Below are 24,906 nucleotides of genomic sequence, written 5' to 3' on the forward strand. Positions count from 1 at the left end.
CATGAAAATCGCCGCTCTTGTTCACTATTTCAGGAAGGGTTGAGCTAAACTTAAAACCCTGTAGTCTTTTGTTTCGTAAGACGCTAGCAATACATAGCGTTTCGTTGGTTCTGATAGATTAAAAGTAATGGCCTTTGTCTCATTATTGGCAAAACGAAGACCGGTCTTTTGCTCAACCACTTTCTGCTTTACCGGATCCCATACAAAGAAGTTAGCACATCCCTTCACTGATGCCTTACCTTTAAAGGTAACTTTCCCATCTTTCTTCAATGGTTTACCCACTATTTTCAAACTATCTTTAGGGGCTGGGATACCGCTTGCCAGCGGAACATGGTTATGTGCGGATTGCAAAATGGACTGTGGCGACAAAAGGCTTTTAGCTACATCTTGAGGTATTTGCGGTTCTTGAGTTCGGTCAGGTATAGACTTATCCGGAGTAAACCCTTCCATGATTCCATGCCCCCAGCGGTATGGGTCACCCTGAACTCCTCCCCACGTCGACCATCCTAGTCGTGTTTGACCGGTTTTATCCTGAGTATCTGAATCGTAAATGAACACATTCGTGCTCATATGCTCGGGGTCAATAGGTGCCGGCAAAGCTGTATATGGTACTTTCACCTCAAGGGTATAGCCATTGTAATGACTAGGATCAATTTTTGAAGCCACTTTCATCCCAGGAGCGGTTTCACTCACTGGTCCTTGGAAGTTATCAGCATCTCGATAGGCTGCCGGACCTCCTTCTTTTGTAATCGGGAAGACTCCTACTTTAAACGTACTTGATGTATTTTCGGAGTTTCCTTTAGGATCGATTGCGATTTCAACAGAGTCTGTTCGCCAGTGCCGTTTCGCATCTTCTTTTGGCAGAACGGTTCCTAATACATCATCCTGAACATTCACTAATACATTCAATCCTTCACTGTCCCATGACAGTTTGGCATTTCCTGAAGCGTCTTTCGATGAATCCAATGGCTGACCTTCCCAAATCCGGCTTAGATCGATATCACCGTCTGGGTACTCTCCTGCTTCTTCTGTTCCATCAATTTTAGGTGCTTGTTTCGCTTGATTAATTTTTGTCACGGGAACTAAATTAATCGCTGCTTTCGTGGAAGTAACCACACCATCCGTTTTCGTTTGAACCGTAAACGGATAGTCCCCCCCATCATTGGAAGTTGGCAGCATTGGATTGTTATTTGTAATTTTGAAATGAACCGTTCTAGTTTCCCCGCTTTTGAAGGTGTAAGGCATAACCGATTCCTCAGCTTTAAATCCAGCAGGCAGTGTCAAGGCCACCTCACCAGTTTTTTCAGTCTTACTATGATTGGTCACATTGATTCCAATCTCTTTTGTTTCCCCAGTTCCCATTGAGAAAACAGGCGTAATTAAGTTCTCTAACTGCTGAACTTGATGTTCTTTTGTCCAATCTTTAAATTGTTGTACATGAGGCAGTGGCTTTAGATTTCCTTCCACGATTGGTACCGCTTTCAAAACCTTTCTCACTGCTCCCTCTTTTTTACCGGCCTTAAGATCAAGCTTTATCTCATAGCGTTTTAGATCTGGATTGTGCGGAACATTGACCTCAAACGTAAACGGTTTGGTTTCTCCTATTTTTATCAGCTTTACCTGTTGAGCTTTCGTGGCTTTCCAACCATCTGGGACACCGAGATTTAACGAAGCATTTTTAATCAAAGAGTTGGAATTATTTTTTATTGTTGCTTTCACTTTGATGGATTGATCCGAGGTTACTTCATAAGTTGAAGACATGGATAACTGTACGCCCAGTGGAAGTCCATTTGCTTTTTTAAACAAGGCTCCCTCCAATAAATCATTTGATTGTGGCTTACCTGAAGTTGTCGGCACCCTACTGTCAAACTCAGTAAAATAATCACAGCTTAACTCGTTAGGATCTGAGGGGGCATCTTGAAATGTCGCCCAACCTTGGGACTTATACATTCTTTGCGCTTCTCGTTCAACCTGTGCCCAGCTTTTATCATACTTCTCAGATTCTCTGCCGCTCCAGACTCCATACACTTTGTCCGTTGATTCATCAGGAACAAAACTCGACTCGCATTTCTCTCCATTCATCCCTTTTCCACTCGCTCCGCGATAAACAATCTTCTTTGCCTCCCATGGCTTTAACCCTTCTATATTGAGTTGCTCGGGAAACATTTTGGGATCGGCTGCGGCATAAAAGGCTTCGACGGCCATCCGGGCGGCATATTGATGATGTCCATGGTTCCCCGGTGTTGGCGAGGGATTCATGGTAAAGAGGACTTCCGGCTTAGTCATGCGGATGGTCCTTACTACTTTTTCCAGAGTGGAATCATGTTCCCATACCTTTTCAGTCAACGGAGCACTCACATTATAGTAAAAATCCACTTTATCGAGATTAAAAACATTCTCAATTCCTGCAAGATCCACTGCCTTTCGTTCTTCCTTTTCACGCAGCAAACCGAGCGAACTGCCTTCTTCAGGGCCTACTGCATTTCCACCACCTTCGCCACGCGTTATGGTCATCACACCCATCTTATATCCATAATCTTCGATCCACTGTCCATAGGTAGACAGTCCTCCTGCCTCGTCATCGGGATGAGCACCAATAAACAGCATGTCCAGATCCAAAGGATTCTCTTTTTTCGCTGCATGACTTGTGGTAGCAGGCAGCAGACCGCAAACTAATAAAACCGAACTAACTACACTTAACACTTTCGACTTTGTACGCATTCTTCTTCTCCTCTCCAATATTTGGTCATCCAAACTAAGCAAAGAGACGGATATTACGTATTTTTTTCACCTTCTTTCTTTTTTTGTTATGATCTTATATGTAGAATTCAACATGATGTTATAACAAATTAAATTGTAACCGTAGAGCCTTTTTTCGTCAATTTAATATTTAGAAATTTTAGTTTATTTGTTCGAGTTTCTTACTTGGACGCGAAATTAGACCGTCTAATAAATTTTTTAACTATTAAATAAATTTGTAAATGGCAATAAATTTGTTGTAACATATGTATACATCTATTTTGTATGAGACTAATCGGAGTGAGAATATGATAAATAAAAACCCGGGCACCGCCTTATATTATTTGATCAAAGAAAAGCTTTTAGAGCTAATTAAAAATGAAACCTATCAGGTAGGAAGCCAATTACCTACAGAATCCGAATTATGTCAGATGTTCGAGGTCAGCCGCACAACCATCCGGCTGGCTTTGCAACAATTGGAAATTGACGGTAAAATTCATCGTGTTCAAGGAAAAGGAACCTTTGTTTCCAAGCCTAAAATCAATGAGGCTCTCTCCCAAAACATAAAAAGCTTTTCCGAGCAAATGAAAGACGCCGGTCTAGTGTCTTACTCAAAAGTCCTTAGCTTAGATGTCATCCCGGCCTATTTTTCTTTAGCTCAAGCTCTTGAAATTAAAGAAGATGATCCAGTGATTAAGTTGGTACGTTTGCGATATGGAGGAACAGAACCGCTTCAGCATTCCACATCGTTTATCCCTTGGAAGGTTGCTCCAAGTTTGATCCAGGAGGATTGTTCAGGTTCTTTATTCCAATTGTTGAGAACCAAATTCGAGGTGGATATATACAGATCTGTGGAATCAATTGAACCTATCATAACCAACCAAACAATGAGTGAATTGTTGAACATTCCAGCAGGATCTCCTTCGTTTTTATTGGAGTCGGTCACATATACAACTAAAGATTTACCAATCGAACTTTCCTCTAGTGTCGTTCGTGGAGATCGTTCGAAATTTGTAATGGAGAGGTACTATATGAACAAGTAAGATGCACTTTTCACAAAAAAGAAGCTCATTACTACTGAGCTTCTTAGTTTTCATATTTTCATTAAATAATGGAGTGTACTCTCTTTTTGTTCCAATGTAGAACTTTTTTAAAATGGAGGTAAGGGTTACTCTCTAGAAGCAACTTCTTTATGTGAATACCACTTTGAACCTTAGCAAGCTCAGGTTCTACTGCTTGAACCGCACTCTGTGCTATATCCGATAGCTTTTCCACAAGAGAACAAGCAAAGCTGTTATTATCAGATCACATTAGTTACTTTCTGGCCAGATTTTCGCCCCTGGTTCAAGAAGCCATTTATGTTCTTCCTCCATAATGCGATCCGTCCAAGGATTTTGGTCTAAGTGGCGGATCATCCAGCAAAAATACATGGCATATCCGGGTGCCGTTGCCTGAGGATGATCAAGCTCCCCGGGTATGGTGATATAGCTGTTATGCTCCACACGGTAAGCTTCAGGACCGACCATGGCACAGCCGAACCCTTGGGGTTTGTTAAACCGGTAATAATAAACTTCCGGCTGATCATGATGATGGGGAGGATAGCTGGACCAGCGGCCGGGATAGGAAATGACTTCCCCGATGACTAGATTGGAATATGGAGCATTCGTGTAGTCGAAAATGGTACGGATCACGCGCTCAGCAGTACCGTTCCAGACTCCTTCCCCTGCCACTGTGCTTTGGCAATCCTCAGGTGTATACAGCCTGGGTTCAAATTCTTTCTCATTATCTGTTTTTTGCAGGAGCACTTCACTGGCGGATTGTGCCGTAATCTTCACTTCCACGCCTTTTGGGACATGCAGGCACCATGGGTCTTCTTCAAAAAGGCATTCCCGCTCAATCAACCGGGATTCTCCATTCCATTCCAGCACGACTTTCCCTTCAAGAAGAAGAACGGCTGCCTCTTTTTCTTCGTCCAAAAGAACCTGTTCACTTCCTTCAGATAAAGTGTAGATCCCAATATCCTGAAGCATATCCGTATGCTTTGTTTTCATGTCGGTAATCGTAGTATAGCCTTCCTTTAATTCTCCAAGTTTCTCATACATGCTGTTACCCTCCTATAATCGCCCGTCACTTTTGAACATGCGCATATGGCGTTTCACATTTTCTGCCGCGGCCGCAGTTACCTGTTCATGGTAAGAAAAGTAATCCGTAAAGGGCGCATTCTTATTCACCGTACTAACCACTTGGTTAAACGTTGCGGTAGCCACATTAATTTTGCGGATGCCAAGCCCGATGCTTTTTCTGAAACCATCCTCGGAAATTCCCGAACCACCATGAAGTACAAGCGGAACATCTACCTCATTATGGATTTCTTCAAGACGGTCAAAGCGCAGCCGAGGTTCCCCATTGTACACTCCGTGTGCATTGCCAATCGCTACGGCTAAAGCATCAATCTCTGTTGCAGCCGTGAATGCTTGAGCCTCTTTTACACCGGTCAGCAGGACTTCGAGATCTACTGAACCATCTTCACTTCCGCCGACCTGTCCCAGTTCCGCCTCAATCGTTGCCCCGTATTCCCTGGCAAGTGCAGCCATTTTTTTGGTTTGAGCGATGTTTTCGTTCAGGGAATAATGAGAACCATCGTACATTACAGAGGAAAAACCGGTTTCAAGCGCCTCATGGATTTTTTCTTCCGACAGTCCATGATCAAAATGAACGGCTACCGGAACCGCTGCTTCTTTTGCCGCCGCCACCATTGCTGGCCCGATTAAGTGCAGCGGAGAGTGCTTCAACCTCACTTCTGCAATCTGCAAAATCAGCGGAGACCGGAGTTCTTCAGCGGCAGAGACCGCACCCATAATCATTTCCATGCTGGCCACACTAAATGCCCCTACCCCGTATCGATGTTCCTCCGCATGAGCCAATATTTCTTTCATTTTTACTAATGGCATAATAACCTCCTTGGCTGACCATTCTTCCTCGACTTTTTTATGCGGTCCTCTTACAGACCGCTTTGCTCTTTTATATACCGCCGTGCTTTGACTGCATATTCAAAAGGATTGGCCATGGAAGGGTCTTGTTCTGCCTCTACGACAAACCAGCCATTATAGCCTGCTTTATCGAGCTCTTCAAACACTGGCTTGAAGTCGATTACTCCATCTCCCGGTACGGTAAACACACCATTCTTTACAGCCTGAAGAAAGCTCATCTTTTGTTCCCGCACAGCATATGCAGTTTCCATGCGCACATCCTTTAAGTGAACATGATGAATTCGGTCCATGTGCTTCTTCAAAACATGGATAGGATCCTCGCCCGAAAACACCAGATGCCCTGTATCGTATAAAAGCGACACTTTTCCAGGATCCGTTTCGGCCATCAGGCGATCGATTTCGTCTGTCGTTTGAACGCCTGTACCCATGTGGTGATGGTAAACAATTTTCATGCCTTTTTCTGCCGCAATATCCCCAAGCCTGTGCAGTCCGGCCACCAATAACTCCCATTCGCTTTCTGTAAAGACCGGCTTTTGTTCAAACAACGGTGTTTCCATCTGCCCTTGTATGCTGTTCCCCTGTTCTGAAACAACGATGACTTTTGCACCCATTTCATGCAAAAAGTCTCGATGTCCCTTGAAGGCGGCGATGTTTTCTTCCAGCGGTCTGGATGTCAGGAACGCGCTGAACCAGGCGCTCGCAATTTCCAGCCCACGCAGGTGGAGCGCTTTTTTCAATACCTCAGGATCTCGCGGATACTTATTGCCCACTTCGCTTCCCGTAAATCCGGAAAGGGCCATTTCACTGATGCATTGCTCAAAGGTAATTTCTCCGCCAAGCTCCGGCAAATCATCATTGGTCCAGCCGATGGGTGCGATCCCTAGCTTTACTCGATTGTTCTCAAACATGATTCCTGCTCCCTTATTTATGTTTTGTTATTTAATACGAGCGTGCTCTGGACAAATTTTCTTCTTTGTTATGAAAGGCAGATTTTATGCTTTCCTTATCCGATACCTCAGCTACCCCTACATGCCACCAAGAATCATAGCCGTGTGTCATCGTTTTCGGAAGCACCTTAATGTCAATCAGCGTACTTGTGTTTTGCTCTTTCGAATCAAGGATGGCGGCTTCCAGCTCTTGTGCCGTTCGTACTGTATAGGTTTTAAGGCCATAGCCCTCTGCCACTTTTGCATAATCCACTCCCATTACAGGGCCATCGAGTTTACCTGTTTCTGGATTACGCCGGCGGAATTCCGTTCCAAAGCTCCCCATCCCATTTTCCATTTGCAGATTATTGATGCAGCCAAACCCGGAATTATCAAACAACAGAAGATTTATTTTTTTACCTTCCTGCAGGCTGGTCACAAGTTCACTATGAAGCATTAAAAAGCTGCCATCGCCAACCATCGCATAAACTTCTTTTTCCGGCTCCGCCATCTTTGCGCCTAAAGCTCCTGCGATCTCGTAACCCATGCAGGAATAGCCGTATTCCATGTTGTAGGTGTTCCGGCTTTTCGCTTTCCACATCCGCTGCAGATCTCCGGGGAGGCTTCCCGCTGCGCCGACAATAATCGCTTGAGAATCAATGAGCTCATTCACTTTTCCAATCACACTCGTTTGAGTTAAAGCCGAATCAAACAGCTCCCTGTATTCCGAAAGCTGATCATCGAGCTGTCCAGCAACCTCTGGTGTAAAACCTTCAGTCCAGGTTATTTCATGAAGGCGGTTCAGCTCTTTTTCCCAGCCTTCTTTTGCCTGGGCAATTTCGTTCTTATAGCCTGAGCTGTAATCCCCCAGTGCTTCATCAATAGCGGTCAGCCCTGCCTGGGCATCGCTGACGACTTGAGCCGCGTCCAGTTTTGAAGCATGAAATTCGGAAATATTGATGGTAAGTATTTCTGCTTCTGAGAAAAGTTGCTTGGATGCTGTTGTAAAATCCGTAAATCGGGTTCCCACGCCAATGATCAGATCGGCTTCTTTAGCCAGCGTGTTTGCCGCCGAATTTCCGGTTACACCGACTCCCCCCATGTTTAATGGGTGATCGCTTTCGATCCCGCTTTTGCCAGCCTGGGTTTCACCAAATGGGATGTTAAACTTCTCTGCAAACTGCCGGAAGGTTTCTGCTGCTTCTGAATAACGGACTCCTCCTCCAAAAATTAAAAACGGCTTCTTTTTGGATTGAATGAGCGCCGCAGCTTCATGAACACTTTCAACCGACGGCTGGCGGCGGCTGATGCGGTGAATGCGCTTGGCAAAAAAGCTTTCGGGAAAATCCCATGCTTCACTCTGTACATCCTGCGGAAGCGCAATGGTGACCGCCCCTGAATCTGCCGCATTCGTAAGCACCCTCATGGCATTCAGCATGGCGGACATCAGCTGCTCCGGACGGCTGACCCTGTCCCAATATTTGCTTACTGCACGGAAAGCATCATTGGTGGAAATAGACAAATCATGGGTTTGTTCAATCTGCTGCAGAACCGGATCCGGCTGGCGTGTCGCAAACACATCACCAGGCAGCAAAAGAACAGGGATATTATTTGCTGTGGCAGTGGCAGCAGCGGTTACCATGTTGGCTGCCCCCGGTCCGACAGATGAAGTGGCCGCCATGATCTGTTTGCGGTGCTTCTGCTTGGCATACGCCATTGCCGCATGGACCATTCCTTGTTCATTGCGCCCCTGATATACTTCCAATTCACCCGGATTCTCTTCCAGCGCCTGTCCAAGACCGAGTACATTTCCATGTCCAAAAATCGTAAAAATCCCTTTTACAAACCGCTGCTGCACGCCATCGAAATCAATGTATTGCTCATTTAAAAATTTTATGAGGGCCTGTGCTGTAGTTAAACGGATGGTGTTCACTGAAAAGTCCCCTTTCCATTATGGTTTATCGTATATGTACAAAAGGGAAGCGGCATGGACCGCTCCGTCCCTCCACTTCCCAATTGGTCATTTGCATTACTTCAAGTATCGAGCGGTGACCATTTTCTTCCTTGTATAAAATTCAACACCATCTGTGCCATTGGCGTGCAGGTCTCCATAGAAAGAGTCTTTGTAGCCGGAGAACGGGAAGAAAGCCATCGGAGCCGGAACACCAATGTTGATTCCAAGCATGCCAGCATCAATGGTTTCACGGAACTGCCGCACCGCTGATGCGCTGTCAGTGAATAAGCATGCACCGTTGGCAAAAGGAGAAGCGTTAGTAAATTCAACGGCATCCGCTAAGTCTTTCACACGCACAATGGAAAGGACGGGAGCGAAAATTTCGTCCTGCCAGATCTGCATATCCTGTGTTACACCTTCAAAGATAGTTGGTCCGACAAAATATCCTTTTCCGTTTACTGCTTCGTCGTTGCGGCCATCCCGTACTAAAACAGCTCCTTCTTCAACTCCCTTTTCGATGTATCCGATTGTACGCTGTTTATGGTTTTCCCTGATAACCGGGCCAAGGAAGACGCCTTCGTCAAGGCCATTGCCAATTCTGATCGCATCAGCCTCTTCTTTAAGCTTTGCAATTAATGCGTCGGCAACAGCATCTTCCACAACGACTACTGAAGCAGCCATGCACCGCTCACCGGCAGAACCAAAGGCAGCTCCCGTAATTTGTTGTGCTGCATTATTCAGATTGGCATCAGCAAGAACAATCGCATGGTTTTTCGCGCCGGAAAGGGCCTGGACCCGCTTTAAGTTGGCGGATGCTGTTTTGTATACGTATTCTGCAACCGGCTGTGAACCCACGAAGGAAATCGCTTTGACCAGCTTGTGCTCCAAGAGGCCGTTAACGACGTCATGAGCTCCGTTCACTATATTTAACACACCATTTGGAAGGCCTGCTTCCACAAACAGTTCAACTAATCGCTGTGCAAGAAGAGGTGTCCGTTCGGATGGCTTCAGCACAAATGTATTTCCGCACGCGATGGCCAGAGGGAACATCCAGCATGGTACCATCATTGGGAAGTTAAATGGTGTAATACCGCCTACAACACCAATCGGATAGCGGTACATTCCGGACTCCAGGCCAGCCGCAATATCCGGCAGCTGTTTTCCCATCATTAAAGTCGGAATGCCTGCTGCAAACTCCACACATTCAATTCCACGGAGAACTTCGCCGTGTGCTTCAACAAAGCTTTTACCATTTTCAATGGTTACGAGTCTTGCAAGCTCGTCCCAATGTTCCACCAGTAGCTGCTGGTACTTGAAAAGGATGCGCGCTCTTTTCGGGACAGCAACCTGGGACCAGCTTTCAAATGCTTCCTGTGCCGCCCTGACCGCTTTGTCCACTTCTTCCTTTGTAGAGATCGGAACAATAGCAAGCTCCTCTCCAGTTGCAGGATTGTATACTGCCTCCGTTTTATCTGAAGCCGATTCTACCCATTCTCCGCCAATAAAGTTTTTCAATGTTTTTACAGTAGTCGTTGCCATTTTAGAAAACTCCTTTACTTTTATAATTTTTTATAAATTACTGAACGGTCTCATATCGTGCCGTTTCAATATAATTCATCAGCTCTTCAGTCGTGGGCATGGCATCGGAACAGCTATGCCTGGAAATCACAATGGAGGCAGAAGCGCTGCCCATTTTCATAGCTTCAGAGACATCTTTTCCATTCATTAATCCATAGATAAAGGCGGATGCATAAGAGTCGCCTGCACCAAATGTTTTAAGCACGGTGGTCGGGAATATACCGCTTCGGTGTGACTCTCCATCCTTGGTATAGGCGATGGACCCTGCGCCCCCATGTTTGATGACAACCAGTTTGGCACGGCGGGAGAACCATCTGGCGGCTGTATCCTCATCATAGGATTCCGACGTGCTCAGCAGCTTTTCCATCATGTCAAACTCTTCACGCGTCCCCATAATCACATCGCATTTTTCAGCGGCAAGGTTGTAATAAACGGCGGTTTCCGCTTCATCTGTCCACGTGTAGGGGCGGTAATCCAGATCAAAAAATACAGTTACATCATGCTTGACGGCATATTCCAATGCGAGGAACACCGCTTCCCGTGACGGGCTCTTTGCAAGAGCCGTTCCGGAGACCAGCAAGGCTTTTGACTGTTTGATATAATCCTCATCTACATCATAGGGATGGAGATTCAAATCAGCGGCGTTATCACGGTACATGAGAATACTGCAATCATCAGGACTTTTAATTTCCGTAAATGCAAGTCCTGTAACCGCACCCTTTTGGTCAACCGATACACCGCTCGTATCAATTTTGTTCTTCTTTAAATAATCGGTAATGAACCGTCCCATCTGATCATTGGAAACTTTCCCGATAAAACCTGCCTTCTGGCCCAGCCGTGACGATCCAATGGCAATATTCGCAGGAGAGCCGCCGACATACTTGGTGAAGGTGAGAGTTTCTTCCATCGGACGGTTAATCTCATTGGCATTTAAATCAATGCATAGCCGGCCTATCGCTATAACATCAAGCGGCCGATCTTGTTTAAAGCTAAGAGGATTCATATGGCTTGGCTCCTTTCTGATTTTTATTAAATAGCGGCTTGTCGGCTCACTTGGTCCAGTAATACCGGCGCTCCGGTTTCTAGGGATTGCTTAGCTGCTTTGGCAATCCGCTGTGCTTGAAGGCCGTCAAATCCGCTGCAAACGACCGGCTTATCATAAAGAATGGCTTCAGCAAACTCGCTTACTTCATCAATGTAGGCTTGTGTATAGCGTTCCAGGAAAAAATGCAGCGGTTTGTCTTTTGAAACGGATTCAGCGGTGGATACCTCCACGTTTGTCGGCCGGTTGTTCTCGGCTTGCGCGGCACCTTTGCTTCCAAACACCTCCAGGCGCTGATCATATCCATATACCGCTTGGCGGCTGTTGTCGATCACTCCCAGTGCTCCATTTGCAAACTTTAGCGATACAATGGCGGTATCGATGTCACCGGCTTCGCCTATGGACGGATCCACCAAAACAGCTCCATAGGCCGAAACTTCTACAACTTCGCTGCCCATGATATACCGGGCCATATCAAAATCGTGGATCATCATATCCATAAACAGTCCGCCTGATGTTTTTATGTAGTCCACTCCCGGCGGCTGGGGATCACGCGATGTAATACGCAAAACATGAGGCGCACCCACTGCTCCGTCCTGGACAAGCGAGCGTATTTTCCTGAAATTTGGATCAAACCGGCGGTTGAATCCGACTTGAAGTTTTACCTTTGCCTTCTCCGCTGCACTAAGGGCGGCTTCCGTTTCTTTAAGGGAAAAGCTTACTGGTTTTTCACAGAAAATATGTTTTCCTGCGGCAGCCGCTTCCATGATCATTCCGGCATGTGTATTGGTCGGAGAACAAATAAAGACTGCATCGATCTCGTGATCATTCAAAATTTGGCGGTAATCTGAGGTTAATACTTTAATTTGTTTGTCCTTCGCCCATAATTCAAGGTGGTCCACTACTATATCTGACACACTCTTCACCTGAATTTCAGGAACCAGCCTTAAGTTATCCACATGCAATTTGCCAATTCTTCCTGCACCAATTACTCCTACATTCAAACTCATGTTTCTCCTCCTCCTTAAGCAGTTTCCATTTTTGAGTTAAGCGCTTACCTTAAACTTTAATTACACCTGGTAATTTATACCACAATAAAAAAGTTATTATTTTAGTTAAGCGCTTAACTTAAAGCCTAATAAAAGTGCCGATTAATGTACCGGCCTTTTTATACATCCCTTACGTCAATAACCGATTCACGCTCAATTAATCTCGGTGTCAATAAAATTCGATGTCCTTGCAAATCCGGCTGTTCTATAGATTTCAGCAGCTGCTGAATGGAATAACGGGCCAGATCCGAAATGGGCTGGGCGATCGTAGTCAACCCAGGGTCTGCAATTTCGGCATGAACGGTATTATCAAAACCGATCACAGAAATATCATATGGAATGGAAACATTCGCTTTGCGCGCTTCATTCATGAATACGGCTGCGATTAGATCGGTTGAAGCAAAAACGGCAGTGGGCTTTTCCTCCATCTGAAGAATTTTGCTGGCCGCTTGTTTTGCATTCTCAATTTTTGATACCGCATCAATCACGGACGAGCCTTCCAATTCGATCCCCTGATCATGAAGTGCCTGTTTAAATCCTTTTAGCCGAAGCAGGCCGCTTGCTCTATTCAGCTCTGTAATGACTGCCATTCTGCGATGCCCTTTAGCCAGCAAGTAGCTTCCTGCAAGGTATCCGCCTCTCATGTCATCCGTGCTTACCACCTGGGCAGACAAAGCCATATGGTCAATCGAAAACATGACATGAGGGACCTTACGGTTCTGCAGCCTTTGAAATGCACTTAAGTCTTTAGGCTCGGTGGCAATAATAATGCCGTCCACCTGTTTTTTTAACAGCAGTTCGAGATATTCTTGTTCCCGTTCCATTTGGTAATCTGTACTGCATAAAATAATTGAATAGCCAATTTCGCGTGCATTATTTTCAAGCGCTCGGGCTACCTCAGCAAAAAATGGATTGGCAATATCAGGGACAAGCACACCAATCGTATATGTTCTTTTTCCGGTAAGCGCAGCAGCCAGACTGCTGGGCTGATATTCAAGCTGCCGCATGATATCAAACACTTTTTTCTTCGTCTTGCTACTGATATGCCCGGTATTATTTACTACTTTGGAAACCGTAGCTATTGATACACCCGCCTTTTCGGCTACATCATAAATGGTAGGCTTCATGTTGGTTTTAACTCCTCAAAACTTTCCTTTTCACTATTCTATCATGCCAGAAAAACACGGGTTAGTTTCGGTTTTTATTTTGAAATCTTCTTCAAGAATTCCAGTTTTTCTTCTGCATTGTCTTTTGTAATTATATCAATCCCGCTGTCGATGCGGTTCTTAACTTTTTTCCCTTTAATGGCTTTCAAGGCATTCTCAACCCCTTTGTAGCCCATGTTATACGGGCTTTGGGCAATTGTTCCTGCAAGGCCGCCGTCTAAAATGGATTTTACCGCTTCCTCTGTTCCGTCCGTCCCAATGATTTTTACATCCAGATTCTTGGCTTTTACAGCGCGAAGCGCACCAAGGGCCATATCGTCATTTGCGGAGAACACACCTTTAACATCCTCATTTTTTTCCAGGATATTCTCCATTACAGACATTGCCTTTGTTTTATCGCTGTCAGCAGGCTGTTTGGATACCACTTCCATTCCTGCTTTTTTAAGAGCTTCCTCTGCCCCTTTAATCCGTTCGTCCGTGGCCGGGTTTCCAAGAGCGCCCTGGATCAGCACGACTTTATCCCCTTTTTTGAGCATGGAAGCCAGCAATTTACCGCCTTCTTGTCCCGCGGTAAAGTTTTCTGTTCCGATAAATGTTGTCTTCCCTTTAAAATCTGCATTTGAATCAATCAGTAGAACCGGCACTTTGGATTTAACGGCATTTTCCAGGGACGGCGCAACCGTTTCAGGCTGTGACGGTGCAACAACAATGGCTCCCGGAGACTGGCTTAACTGGTCTTCAATCATGTTCACCTGCTGCATGACTTCCGATTCCGCGTTGGGACCTACTACATTAACATTGACACCATGCTTTTTACCTGCAGCTTTCGCCCCCGCCTCGACATATTTCCAATAAGGGCTGGATAACGTTTTCAAAACAACGGAAACATTTTCATCTCCTCCCCCTGAACCGTTTGCTTTATCGCCGCTGCAGCCAGCAGTCAGTGCCATGCAAGAAACAGCTACTGCTGCACCAAACAGTTTAAACTTTTTACTTATCATGATTGAATTCCCCCATTTTTTGATTTTCAAAGTCTTCCATCCTACTTCTTTTTGTTTTTGCGCTGGCGAAGAACGTCTACATAAACAGCCGCGATAATAACCGCACCAATTATTGTCATCTGGAAATCGGCGGATACGTTCAGCAAGTTAAGCCCGTTTCTCAGCACGGCGATAATGAGAGCACCAATTAATGTACCCCATACAGTACCTACGCCCCCCAGGAAGCTAGCTCCACCGATAATGACGGCAGCTATGGCATCAAGTTCGTAGGAAAGTCCTGCAAGCGGGAAGGCAGAGTTAACACGGCCAACCATGACGAGGCCTGCAAGCCCTGCCATCAAACCACTGATCGTATAAACAATAATCAGTACCCGATCCACATTGATCCCAGAAAGGCGGGCCGCTTCAGGATTTCCACCAATCGCATAGATATAGCGCCCGGTTTGTGTTCTTGTTAAAAAAATATGGAAGATGACATACACTGCAATGACGAGTATAAAACTCACAGGGATAGGACCAACAAATTCTCTTCCCATAAATTGAATCATGTACGGAAAGCCAGCAATCGGTGCAGCCGCTGTAATGATCAGCGCGATCCCGCGGGCAATGTTCATCGTTCCCAAAGTTGAAATGAACGGATGCGGAAGACGAAGTTTGGTTAATAATATTCCGTTAAACCAGCCGAACCCCGAACCCACGCCAAGACAGACGAGAATCCCGATAAAAGGATTGCTGCCCATGTTCACTGTGGTAACACCCATGAGCATCACTGAGATAGCCAGTACTGAACCAACAGACAAGTCGATCCCTGCGGTTAAAATCGGAAGCAGCATTCCGATGGCCAGCAGCGAATTGATCGAGGACTGGCGTGCAATGTTCATCACATTGTTTACCGTCAGGAACCTGTCAGACAATACTGTTAAGACGACTACCAATAAGACGAGGCCAATCAGCGGCGCGAACTTGCTTAGTATATTTTTGATCGTTAGGTTCTTTTTTACTGTACCATTTTCCTTTTGAACAACGATTTCACTCATATTTTCACCCTCCTGTAGCCGCTTTCATAATTTTCTCCTGAGAGGCATCTTCAATTTTAAAATTAGCGGTAAATTTCCCCTCACTCATGACAAGCACACGGTCGCACATTCCGAGAATCTCTGGCAGCTCTGACGAAATCATAATGACAATCGCTCCGTTTTCAACAAGGCGGTTCATTAAGCGGTATACCTCCACCTTTGCCCCTACGTCAATTCCTCTTGTCGGTTCATCAAAGATGAAAACTTTTGCTTGGGTGCACAGCCATTTGGCAATGACGATCTTCTGCTGGTTCCCGCCGCTTAAGTTGCGGGCATTCAATTCCAGGTTATTCGGCCGAACCTTCAGTTCATTAATATAATTTTCCGATTCCTCACGTATGGCATTCAAATCAATCAATCTGGATTTACCAGTAAATTTCTTCATGTTTGCCATAACGATATTGAAGTCCAGCTTTTGATCAAGAAGAAGCCCTTCCCCTTTCCTGTCCTCTGTGATAAAAGCAATCCCGGAATTAATGGCATCCCTTGGAGACTTGATCTTTACTTCTTTCCCATCAATAAAGATCTTGCCATTCTTGCTTGAATCCGCTCCGAAAATGGCTCTTGCAAGCTCCGTACGCCCGGCGCCAACCAGGCCTGAAATACCTATGATCTCGCCATACCGGACAGAAAATTCGACAGGTTCCTGAGTCCCTTCCACCTCAAGGCCCTCGACCCTGAACCCTTCTTTGCCAAGTGTAAAGTTTTGTTTGGGGAATTTTTCATCCAAAGAACGTCCAACCATCAATTCTATCCAGTAATCCGTTTCTGTTGTTCTCACTTGTAATGTATCAATCTTGAAGCCATCTCTTAGAATGGTAATCCGATCGCCCAGCCTTCTGATCTCTTCCAACCGGTGGGAAATGAAAACAATAGCAATCCCTTTCGCCTTCAGAGACTCCACACATTTATACAGCTGGTCTACTTCCTGGGCACTGAGGCTGGAAGTAGGCTCGTCCATAATAATCAGTTTGGCATCCAAAGCAAGCGCTTTGGCTACTTCAACGAGCTGCTGCTGGCCGATCCCCAGTCTCGAAACCTGCATATCTGCAATATTAGGGTTTTGGCCGAGCATCTTTAAGCAACGCTTCGCTTCCTCATGCATGGCGTTGTGATCAAGCAAAGATCGTTTTCCACTGCGCTTTAATTCCCTGCCAAGAAAAATATTTTCATAAACTTTGAGCTGGGGAATGAGGTTCAGCTCCTGATAGATGGTCGCAATCCCTATATTCATGGCATCAACGGGAGTATTAAGGTCTACCATTCTACCTTCCCAGTAAATCTCCCCTGCATCTTTCTGATAGGCTCCAGTTAATATTTTAATAAGTGTAGATTTTCCGGCCCCATTTTCACCGAGCAGAACATGGACTTCCCCCGCTTTTACATCAAAATCAATCCCTTTGAGCACATGGTTTTGATCGAAACTCTTTTTAATTCCCCTGATCTCGAGAAGACTTTTTGTTTCAACGTCCATATCCAAGCCCCTTTCTTTTTAAACGTCCACCAAACGAAGGAAAGCGCTTACCTTTAATGCCTAAAAATTACCCAACGTTCACCAATATCGAATTATTCTCCAGTGATTCATAGCTTTTTTCCAGATAGCGAGCCATGTCCACTGAATGAGCCGCATTATAGGCCGGCTGTTTATTCTTGAGGATGCATTCATGAAAATGCTCGACTTGGTTTAAATATTGGTCATCCGAATGTCTTTCCAGCAATATTACATGATAATTGCTGTCCCTTACCGTTACCTTCCCAAACCCATCACTGGATTCATCCGGACGGAAGGAGGAATCCACTGTTATGGAGCCCTTAGAACCGATAATTTCATAACGGTTAATGAATGGCATCTCCATTGATGCAAAGATCTCAGCTGTCCGCCCATTTTCATCAGCCATTACACAGGTGGACGTAATATCAACTCCATACTTTGAAGGAATTCGTGCCGTCATGGAGAGGTTTGCCGGTCTAAAGCCAACGATCTGGGTTACCGCATGAATTCCATAACAACCTACATCCCGCATCGCCCCTCCACCAAGTTCCCTGGATAGGCGGATGTCCTCATCGTTATCAAGCATCCAGGAAAAATGGGCTTTTACATGGCGCCATTCACCGATTACTTCTGATTCAAGAAGCTCTTTTACTCTTTCATGCTGTTTATGAAACTGATACATGAAAGCTTCCATAAAGACAACATCATTTTTATCGGCCGCCTCTTTAATGGCAACCATCTCAGCCTCTGTCAATGCCGCTGGTTTCTCCAGAAGAACATGCTTTCCATGATTCATCGCCTTCACTGCCCATTCTGCATGGAGAGCATTAGGTAGCGGTATATATACAGCATCTATGTATGGAACCTTTAAGAGTGCATCATACCTTTCGTAGATTTCAGGGACTTGAAAACGTTCTGCTTTCCCTTTGTTTTTGGAAGCAACTGCAGTCACAAATCCATGGCCTGAACGTCTGAGGGCTGGAACAAGCTGATCATAAGCAATATTGGCTCCACTCAGAATTCCCCATTTAATCTGCGTCATAAATAGTTGATTCTCCTCTCATCAGCGAACCAAAGGCAGGGGCTGTAACAGGATACTGGACTGTTTTAAGCTCCCCCGTTTCAAAGGCTTCTTTGCATGCGTAGCCCAAACAAGTAGAAAGAACGCCATCTTCAACAGTAACTTCAGGCTGCCTGTTTTCCAGAATGCAGGATATAAACTCTTCCGCTTCACTTAAATAGGCCTGTTCAAAACGTTCAAGGAAGCCGTCTGAACATTCATTTACCGCTCCGCTTTCGTCAAAGACCGTAACCCTGTTCTTTTCAGGAACCGTCCCGATTCTCAAACTGCCTTTTGTACCGATAATTTCAGTTTCAATATGGTAACCATGCGCACAATTCCGGCTGGCAACAAAAATGCCCATTTTATTATTTTCAAATTTAACGAGAGCTGCTCCCGTTTCTGCATCATTCAGCTCTTCAAATTCTGTATAGGCATAATTCCCACCGATCGCCCACACCTGCCGGGCCTCCGCATTCAGAAACCAACGTGCCAGATCCAAATCATGAACGGCCATGTCCAGGAATAAACCGCCGCTGTAATTCTTTTTGGCAAACTTCATAAATCCGTCCATCGCCTTTGCGGGATCAAGCCCATAACAGCGGATTAAAACAGGCTCGCCAATCTTGCCTTCCTCTATCTTCTTTTTCGCATAAGCATAGGAATGGTCGTATCTCCTCATAAAACCGAGCATAAACACCTTTTCTTTATTTCTGTTTACCGCTTTCTGAACCCGAATCGCTTCCTCCAAGTATAAACCAAGTGGTTTTTCACTGAACACGTGAAAACCGGCGTGTAATGCTTTTTCAATTTGCTCACAGTGAAAACCGGACGGAGTTGCAATGAAAATGGCATCCAGTTCTTTATTAGCCAGCATCTCATCGTAATCTGTGTAAGCATATGGAACATTCCACTCTTTTTTCACCTGTTCCACGGCTTCAGAGTCTATGCTGCAAACAGCGGCCAACTCACAAAAAGGAATCCGGAATGCCAAGTTTTCCGCATGCTGCCTGCCCAGCCTGCCCAGTCCGACAATCCCCACTTTAACTATTGTTTTATGCAAGAGCTTCACCTCACTTCAAATAATTAAGCGCTTTCCTAAAATAAAAAAGTATCTATTCCTAAACGGACAATAAAACTATGCAATTAAAAACTATTTTTGCACTAGTTGTAGGAAGTAAGATAGGAAAGCGCTTTCTTTTTTACTTATTATACTTTTCTGACTATTTATGAGTCAATATAAATTTTTGAATTCAGAATGAAATACCTTTGTGCATTCGTTCAGGGTGTGTTGTTTTTTTGTGTTGGTATCCGCGGATTACTACGACAATCAGTGAAGCGAAGGAAATCATGAGTGTTAATTATCGTAACATTATCAAACAGCGACAGTCCCTCTTATTAGGGGATTGCCAATGCCCATCGTGCAAATGTAGTTGATAACTAATTTCGGAAGTGAGTATGGATGCAAAAATAAGCAAAAACAACGCTAAGCCGATTTTTTAGTAACGTTAAGAAAGTTAGCCATATTTTTAGGAATTTTCACATGTGTAATCGGGTGTTTTCGCTATATTGTCCACTGGTCAGTATAATCAAAAAAGAGAAAGAATTTGAGAATGGAATTTTTATTCCCTTTTATCGTATCCATTTTATTTGGACTATGGCCATGGATAGGAAAGATTCCCGGAGAATTTAATATCCTAACAGAACATCAGCGCCCTAGTTCCCTCTTGGAAGAGGCACATAGAACCCTAACAGAAAATCTAGTAACGCGGTCTATATTCACGAGACGCGTCCTTTTAACAAAGTTATAAATAAACCGTTTTTCCTGTTTTAGCTTATTCATAAATCGCTAAAATGATCTCTAATGGTTTTTTGGCTTCTTCTCCATTTACCAGAGGTTCCCGGTCATTTTCTATAGCATCTATCATATCTTGTATTTTGTTTTTGATGACCTAAATAATCAATTGAAGCCGAGGAATTGCCTAGGCTCGATGCAGTTTCTAGTCTAGCTTTATCGCTTTCGCACGGAGCATTAACCTCAAACATTTTTAGCTGATCGTTATCTATGGTTGCTGAACCATATTCCCCATGTATTTCAAGCCTAGCGCTTAATCCCGGGAATGCGCTGGTTGTCCCTACTATAGTGCCTAAAGCGCCAGATTTAAAGCGAATCGCAGCGGTTGCCACATCTTCAACTTCTATACGCTCATGGGTTAAAGTAGCAACATTGGCTGAAACCGATTCGACATCCCCCATGATGTATTGCAATAAGTCTATAGCATGTATTCCTTGGTTCATCAGGCAGCCGCCGCCATCAAAGCGCCAAGTTCCCCGCCAATCTCCACTATCGTAGTATTCCTGACTTCTAAACCATTTTATTGAGGCATCTCCCAGGACTAGTTTACCTAATCGATTGTTTTCCACTGCATTTTTTAAGAATACAGTAGAGTCATCGAATCTACGCTGTGACATGACAGCTAACTTTACCTTGTTTTGCTTTGCCGCCTTAATCATTTCATTGGCTTTTTCTAATGTTATATCCATCGGCTTTTCAACGATTACATGCTTCCCATGTTTACACGCTCCAATGGCCATTAAGCATGCATTTCACTCGGTGTACAGATATTAATAACGTTAATATCTTCGGATTGTAGTAACTCTAAATAATTGGTATACCAGGACAGACCGTATTTTTCAGCAAACTCTCTTGATTTTTGTTCGACTACATCACAACAGGCGACGATGTGCCCACCACTTTCTTTGATTGCCTCTGCGTGGGGTTTCGTTGAATTAGGAACTTACAAGTAAAAAGTGATAAAAGAAACACCGGTACGGGCAGATGGTACGGGTGTTGTTGTGTAAATTTACGTTATTTCAAAATACTTTCCGGATACATCCCCTCTTATTAAAATGTTATGATAATTGAAAAAGTTGATTGTAATTAGGAAGGGTTTTAACCTAAAAAAGTCGATTCCTTAACTTACTGGAAGTCGACTTTTTTATATACTTGTCAAACTAGATCTGGCTTAGTTTAATTACGATTTACCACAAACTCTAACTTTTACAGTTCAGTCCCATGGCCGTATTCATCACTATCAAATATTTTTACGTCTGCACCTATTTTAATAAGATCGACTAAGTCTTTTAAAATTCCATCTCATCAATCTCATTTGCATCCGTTTCAGCAAACAAATCTTTATTTTCAATTTTATTTTTTTCTATCTGTGATTCCTAAACCAGCGGACTTTCTTATAGGTACTATATATTTACTAACCGGACCATTAAGATGTATCTTAATTGCCATTTTACTCATCTATAAAGTCCTTCCCTTTCTAAATAATTTGGATAACAGGTTTATGTGCACTTCTTTCATACAACCTCCGCCTAAAAGATTAGTCTATAGTTCTCTTAAACTCTGACTGAAATTTAATCTAACTTCCTTTCCAAAGTAAAAACAAAAACCTTGAAAAGCATATGCCATTCAAGGTCAAATTTCAACTACTCTTTTTTATTTCTTCGAACCATAAATCAAAGACTTTCTGAATAGATCAAATCATATTTACACTGTGCTTTCAGACTGTTTTGCTTTACATGTATAATGCAATTTTATTTCAGTTGGCATATCTCTTTCCATCTTAAAGAATTTGGGTCAGACCTTTTTTCATTTCTTCCTTATTCCAATTTTCCGTCCTGCTTCAGCTGGTTTTGACAGACCCTGATGCAATTTTCCAAAACTTTCAATCCTTGATTGCACTAAGGTCGGGAAAGGAGCCGCACGGCCTTGACTCATATCCATTCCCATAAGTAGTTGTTCGCTTGTTGCCAGGCGGTTGCCTTGTCGATTTTCCATAGTAAAAAATACGTGCATTCTTTTCAAATCATAATCAAGCAATTGGATGTTAACGTGTAAATCCTGGCCTTCCTGTGCTTCCTTTAAATAAATCAGATGTGTTTCTAAGGTATAAATCGAAAATTGGTGTTTCTCACGGAATTCCGTATCGATACCGAGATCTTCCATGAATTGGTCGACCGCCATACTAAAAACCAGAGCATAAGCTGAATCGTTCATATGCCCGTTATAATCGATCCAATCGTTGCGAACTGTATCTCTTAAAATTGGATTATTAAGTGGACCCACGTATTTCCCCCCTTTCTTACTGTTAATAGATTATCACACAACTATCAGGAACTTATTAAAGGACTTACAGCATATGTTTTTTATAGTTTCCCGTTCAAGTTGGCGGCTGGCCAATACTTCTCAAGCAATTTCTGCAGCTCAATCAGAAAATCATCTCTGCGCAGTTCCAATTCAGAAATGGTATGTTCTTTTGTTTGCTGTTCACACCCTGAGATGACTTTGTTTTTCAGTTCCTCAGTAAGTTCAGGAGCCACAAGCTTAGTCCACGGAAGTTTCAACGCAGGTCCAAATTGTTCCAGCATATGTTTCATACCTTGTTCACCACCGGCCAGATGCAAGGTTAAGAATGGGCCCATTAGCGCCCAGCGTAGCCCGGGACCATATACGATGGCAGCATCGACTTCTTCTGTTGTGGCCACCCCATCATTTACGAGGTGCAAAGCCTCCCTCCAGATCGCTTCCATCAAGCGATCGGCCACATGACCCTCAATTTCATTTGAGATCACAAGAGGTTTCATATTGATAGAATGATAGAACTGCGCTGCACTTTCGATGACTTCAAAGATAGTATCTTTCCCGCCAACAAGCTCTACAAGTGGAATTAAGTATACGGGATTAAACGGATGGGCCACAATTACCCGTTCAGGACGTTCGCAATCCGCCTGAAGTTTACTCGGCAAAAGTCCGGATGTACTGGAGGCAATGATAGCTTCGGGTTTGGCATACCGATCAATTTCTGCTAGTAAGCTTCGCTTGATTTCCTCCCTTTCTGGAGCATTTTCCTGAATGAGATCTGCATCAGCCACAGCGCGTTTTAGATTGGGCTCAAACTTAAGCTTGTCTCTTGATGCTCCTTCAGCGATTCCTGCTTTTCCAAGAGTAAGCCAAGCTTTATCGATAGCTGCTTCCATACGGGACTGAGCGTTGGGTGCCGGATCCGTGGCGACCACATCGTAACCCTGTGATAAAAAACGGGCAATCCATCCGATACCGATCACTCCTGTACCGACCACCGTTACTTGCTTAATTGTGTTCATCACTACACTACCTTTCTTGGGGATTTCTTAATCCTAGATGTTTTCGTGCTTCTGCTGGTGTCATTGGTTTAGCCCCAAGCCCATCCATAATCGTAACGGCTCTTTCTACTAACTGTGCATTGGTTGCCAGCACTCCCTTATCCAAGTAAAGGTTGTCTTCCAGTCCGACCCGCACATTACCGCCGAGCAGCATCGATTGGGTGGCCATCGGCATTTGCATACGCCCGATGCCGAATGCGGACCAATGGGCATTTGAAGGCAGTTTATCCCGCATATAAAGCATAGTTTCAGCATCTGCCTCTGCGCCCCAAGGGATTCCGAGGCAAAATTGGAACATCGGATCTCCATCTATCAACCCTTCGTTAATCAGCTGCTTCGCAAAACGAAGGTGTCCGGTATCAAAGCATTCTAATTCAGGTTTTACTCCGCTTTGCTGAATCAACCGCGCCTGCTCACGCAGCCAAGTCGTGGTGCTGATATAAAGCTGATCTCCAAAATTCACGCTTCCACAATCGAGTGTGCAAATTTCCGGAAGTAATTCTGCTACTGGTTCATGACGTTCCTCTGGCGTTTGGATATCAGTGCCAGTGCCGCCAGCTGTCGGGTCTTCTTTACTCGGGAACCAGTCTCCTCCCCCACCTGCCGTTATGTTCAAGATCACATCCGTTTCAGATTCTCGAACCCGCTGTACCACTTCTCGGAATAAAGCCGGATCATGACTGATACCGCCCGTCTTAGGGTCACGGACATGGATATGGGCGATGGTAGCTCCAACCTTGGCCGCTTCAATGGCGGATTCCGCGATTTCCTTTGGGGTGACGGGGACATGGGAGCTTTTCTTGGTCGTTTCTCCTGCTCCGGTTACTGCACACGTTAAGATGACATTTCGATTCATACTGATTCCTCCTTAAAAGAGTAAATAAAAAAGAAAATGGGACAATTTCCATTTTCCTTTTTTAAAATAGCTTCACTTTACGGTTTAGGTACATGCATGAAGATTTCGCCGCTTTCAAAGAAATCCACCAATCGGGATAACCATTGGTAATAATCCAGCCATTCCTTCGTTTCTTTCAGCAGGTCATTGACCTTTAGTTCCATTTCTTCAGAAAGGGTGTCACTCTCTAAAATGTTCTTTAATTCGGCGGATAGCTTCTTCTCAAACATCTTGTTCTTATTGATTGCTTTTTGCCAGTTTGATGTGAACAAGGAGATAAATGTTTGGTAGTAGTCTTGCTCCACATTATATAAATCCTTGCGGATCCCCTTTTCGAATACCTTTTCGGCGATATTAAGATCCACCATCTCTCTGACGACTTGACTCATCCGGGTTTTGCTCATACCGGTAGCTTCTGATAATTCATCAAGAGTCATAGCCTTTCGGTTCATATAAATAATGCCTAATACCCTTCCAACTGTTGTTGATACACCATAGGTGTGCATATTATCCGCGATTTTTTCAACCAGTTGATCTTCAACATGTTTAATTTTTACAAATGGTTGTTCAACCAAATGAATCACCCTTCCAGTAACCAGCTTCAAGAGCCAATGTACCACATTCTGAAAAAATCCGAAAATGAGCAATTGGGGAGAAACACAGTCGATAAGCCAGCAATTTTAAGAATATACCTTATAAACTTTATACAATAATTATTTTACGT

Annotated in this window: 20 protein-coding genes and 1 pseudogene; 1 reads left to right on the forward strand and 20 read right to left on the reverse strand. The window is 44.2% G+C overall.

Translation table 11 applies throughout. From position 1 onward, the window contains the following. Positions 1-24: 24 nt before the first annotated feature. Positions 25-2,721 carry a sugar-binding protein gene (locus QYF49_RS12790; RefSeq protein ID WP_290399968.1) on the reverse strand — a complete coding sequence of 899 codons (2,697 nt, stop codon included), beginning with the start codon at positions 2,719-2,721 and terminating at the stop codon, positions 25-27. Positions 2,722-3,047: 326 nt separating this feature from the next. Between QYF49_RS12790 and QYF49_RS12795 the strand changes: the two genes are divergently transcribed. Continuing rightward, a complete protein-coding gene (locus tag QYF49_RS12795) occupies positions 3,048-3,782 on the forward strand; it encodes a GntR family transcriptional regulator (protein WP_290399969.1) in 735 nt (244 codons plus the stop codon). 267 nt (positions 3,783-4,049) lie between these two features. Here QYF49_RS12795 and QYF49_RS12800 read toward each other — a convergent pair whose 3' ends face one another. The 19 genes and pseudogenes from QYF49_RS12800 to QYF49_RS12885 form a co-directional block, all read right to left on the reverse strand. Continuing rightward, entirely contained in the window at positions 4,050-4,841 is a 792-nt protein-coding gene (locus QYF49_RS12800; RefSeq protein ID WP_290399970.1) for a 5-deoxy-glucuronate isomerase, read from the reverse strand. 12 nt (positions 4,842-4,853) lie between these two features. Then, positions 4,854-5,690: a class II fructose-bisphosphate aldolase gene (locus QYF49_RS12805; RefSeq protein ID WP_290399971.1), complete on the reverse strand. Its 837-nt coding sequence runs from the start codon at positions 5,688-5,690 to the stop codon at positions 4,854-4,856. Positions 5,691-5,740: 50 nt separating this feature from the next. Further along, the gene (gene iolE / locus QYF49_RS12810; RefSeq protein WP_290399972.1) at positions 5,741-6,637 is read right to left on the reverse strand and encodes a myo-inosose-2 dehydratase; all 897 of its coding nucleotides are present in this window, start codon (positions 6,635-6,637) and stop codon (positions 5,741-5,743) included. A 31-nt stretch (positions 6,638-6,668) separates the two neighbouring features. Further along, entirely contained in the window at positions 6,669-8,588 is a 1,920-nt protein-coding gene (iolD, locus tag QYF49_RS12815; protein ID WP_290399973.1) for a 3D-(3,5/4)-trihydroxycyclohexane-1,2-dione acylhydrolase (decyclizing), read from the reverse strand. A 96-nt stretch (positions 8,589-8,684) separates the two neighbouring features. After that, positions 8,685-10,148 (reverse strand): CoA-acylating methylmalonate-semialdehyde dehydrogenase, encoded by a 1,464-nt coding sequence (locus QYF49_RS12820; protein WP_290399974.1) that lies wholly within the window; start codon positions 10,146-10,148, stop codon positions 8,685-8,687. A 37-nt stretch (positions 10,149-10,185) separates the two neighbouring features. After that, positions 10,186-11,190 (reverse strand): 5-dehydro-2-deoxygluconokinase, encoded by a 1,005-nt coding sequence (gene iolC, locus QYF49_RS12825; protein WP_290399975.1) that lies wholly within the window; start codon positions 11,188-11,190, stop codon positions 10,186-10,188. Between the two features lie 26 nt (positions 11,191-11,216). Beyond that, complete coding sequence (gene iolG / locus QYF49_RS12830; RefSeq protein ID WP_290399976.1) at positions 11,217-12,239, reverse strand: inositol 2-dehydrogenase; 1,023 nt, start codon at positions 12,237-12,239, stop codon at positions 11,217-11,219. 158 nt (positions 12,240-12,397) lie between these two features. Then, the gene (locus QYF49_RS12835; protein ID WP_290399977.1) at positions 12,398-13,405 is read right to left on the reverse strand and encodes a LacI family DNA-binding transcriptional regulator; all 1,008 of its coding nucleotides are present in this window, start codon (positions 13,403-13,405) and stop codon (positions 12,398-12,400) included. Between the two features lie 74 nt (positions 13,406-13,479). Continuing rightward, a complete protein-coding gene (locus QYF49_RS12840) occupies positions 13,480-14,445 on the reverse strand; it encodes a sugar ABC transporter substrate-binding protein (protein WP_290399978.1) in 966 nt (321 codons plus the stop codon). Between the two features lie 41 nt (positions 14,446-14,486). Beyond that, positions 14,487-15,482: an ABC transporter permease gene (locus QYF49_RS12845; RefSeq protein ID WP_290399979.1), complete on the reverse strand. Its 996-nt coding sequence runs from the start codon at positions 15,480-15,482 to the stop codon at positions 14,487-14,489. A gap of 4 nt (positions 15,483-15,486) precedes the next feature. Then, positions 15,487-16,995: a sugar ABC transporter ATP-binding protein gene (locus tag QYF49_RS12850; protein ID WP_290399980.1), complete on the reverse strand. Its 1,509-nt coding sequence runs from the start codon at positions 16,993-16,995 to the stop codon at positions 15,487-15,489. A gap of 67 nt (positions 16,996-17,062) precedes the next feature. Beyond that, positions 17,063-18,055 (reverse strand): Gfo/Idh/MocA family protein, encoded by a 993-nt coding sequence (locus QYF49_RS12855; RefSeq protein ID WP_290399981.1) that lies wholly within the window; start codon positions 18,053-18,055, stop codon positions 17,063-17,065. Then, positions 18,042-19,136: a Gfo/Idh/MocA family oxidoreductase gene (locus tag QYF49_RS12860; protein ID WP_290399982.1), complete on the reverse strand. Its 1,095-nt coding sequence runs from the start codon at positions 19,134-19,136 to the stop codon at positions 18,042-18,044. The genes QYF49_RS12855 and QYF49_RS12860 overlap by 14 nt, the downstream gene beginning before the upstream one ends. Before the next feature lie 842 nt (positions 19,137-19,978). After that, positions 19,979-20,668 carry a Gfo/Idh/MocA family protein gene (locus QYF49_RS12865; RefSeq protein WP_290399983.1) on the reverse strand — a complete coding sequence of 230 codons (690 nt, stop codon included), beginning with the start codon at positions 20,666-20,668 and terminating at the stop codon, positions 19,979-19,981. After that, a pseudogene (locus tag QYF49_RS25765) lies at positions 20,668-20,847 on the reverse strand (Gfo/Idh/MocA family oxidoreductase); the annotation flags it as partial. The gene QYF49_RS12865 and the pseudogene QYF49_RS25765, both read right to left, overlap by 1 nt. 887 nt (positions 20,848-21,734) lie before the next feature. Beyond that, on the reverse strand, positions 21,735-22,211 hold the full coding sequence (locus tag QYF49_RS12870; protein ID WP_290399984.1) for a thioesterase family protein: 477 nt from the start codon (positions 22,209-22,211) through the stop codon (positions 21,735-21,737). Positions 22,212-22,291: 80 nt separating this feature from the next. Then, entirely contained in the window at positions 22,292-23,248 is a 957-nt protein-coding gene (locus QYF49_RS12875) for a 3-hydroxyacyl-CoA dehydrogenase NAD-binding domain-containing protein (protein ID WP_290399985.1), read from the reverse strand. Positions 23,249-23,255: 7 nt separating this feature from the next. Next, the gene (locus QYF49_RS12880; RefSeq protein ID WP_290399986.1) at positions 23,256-24,143 is read right to left on the reverse strand and encodes a beta-keto acid cleavage family enzyme; all 888 of its coding nucleotides are present in this window, start codon (positions 24,141-24,143) and stop codon (positions 23,256-23,258) included. A gap of 77 nt (positions 24,144-24,220) precedes the next feature. Then, positions 24,221-24,757, reverse strand: a complete 537-nt coding sequence (locus QYF49_RS12885) for a GbsR/MarR family transcriptional regulator (protein WP_290399987.1) — start codon at positions 24,755-24,757, stop codon at positions 24,221-24,223. Positions 24,758-24,906: the final 149 nt, after the last annotated feature.

This window comes from Fictibacillus terranigra (assembly GCF_030412265.1).
GTDB classification, from domain to species: domain Bacteria; phylum Bacillota; class Bacilli; order Bacillales; family Fictibacillaceae; genus Fictibacillus_C; species Fictibacillus_C terrinigri.

Coding starts and splice junctions, on each gene's coding strand:
- QYF49_RS12795 (WP_290399969.1), top strand. CDS start 3,048: ATGATAAATAAAAACCCGGGCACCGCCTTATATTATTTGATCAAAGAA.
- QYF49_RS12875 (WP_290399985.1), bottom strand. CDS start 23,248: ATGAACACAATTAAGCAAGTAACGGTGGTCGGTACAGGAGTGATCGGT.
- QYF49_RS12865 (WP_290399983.1), bottom strand. CDS start 20,668: ATGGCCATTGGAGCGTGTAAACATGGGAAGCATGTAATCGTTGAAAAG.
- iolC (WP_290399975.1), bottom strand. CDS start 11,190: ATGAATCCTCTTAGCTTTAAACAAGATCGGCCGCTTGATGTTATAGCG.
- QYF49_RS12850 (WP_290399980.1), bottom strand. CDS start 16,995: ATGGACGTTGAAACAAAAAGTCTTCTCGAGATCAGGGGAATTAAAAAG.
- iolG (WP_290399976.1), bottom strand. CDS start 12,239: ATGAGTTTGAATGTAGGAGTAATTGGTGCAGGAAGAATTGGCAAATTG.
- QYF49_RS12790 (WP_290399968.1), bottom strand. CDS start 2,721: ATGCGTACAAAGTCGAAAGTGTTAAGTGTAGTTAGTTCGGTTTTATTA.
- QYF49_RS12805 (WP_290399971.1), bottom strand. CDS start 5,690: ATGCCATTAGTAAAAATGAAAGAAATATTGGCTCATGCGGAGGAACAT.
- QYF49_RS12840 (WP_290399978.1), bottom strand. CDS start 14,445: ATGATAAGTAAAAAGTTTAAACTGTTTGGTGCAGCAGTAGCTGTTTCT.
- iolE (WP_290399972.1), bottom strand. CDS start 6,637: ATGTTTGAGAACAATCGAGTAAAGCTAGGGATCGCACCCATCGGCTGG.
- QYF49_RS12835 (WP_290399977.1), bottom strand. CDS start 13,405: ATGAAGCCTACCATTTATGATGTAGCCGAAAAGGCGGGTGTATCAATA.
- QYF49_RS12820 (WP_290399974.1), bottom strand. CDS start 10,148: ATGGCAACGACTACTGTAAAAACATTGAAAAACTTTATTGGCGGAGAA.
- QYF49_RS12855 (WP_290399981.1), bottom strand. CDS start 18,055: ATGACGCAGATTAAATGGGGAATTCTGAGTGGAGCCAATATTGCTTAT.
- QYF49_RS12845 (WP_290399979.1), bottom strand. CDS start 15,482: ATGAGTGAAATCGTTGTTCAAAAGGAAAATGGTACAGTAAAAAAGAAC.
- QYF49_RS12800 (WP_290399970.1), bottom strand. CDS start 4,841: ATGTATGAGAAACTTGGAGAATTAAAGGAAGGCTATACTACGATTACC.
- QYF49_RS12880 (WP_290399986.1), bottom strand. CDS start 24,143: ATGAATCGAAATGTCATCTTAACGTGTGCAGTAACCGGAGCAGGAGAA.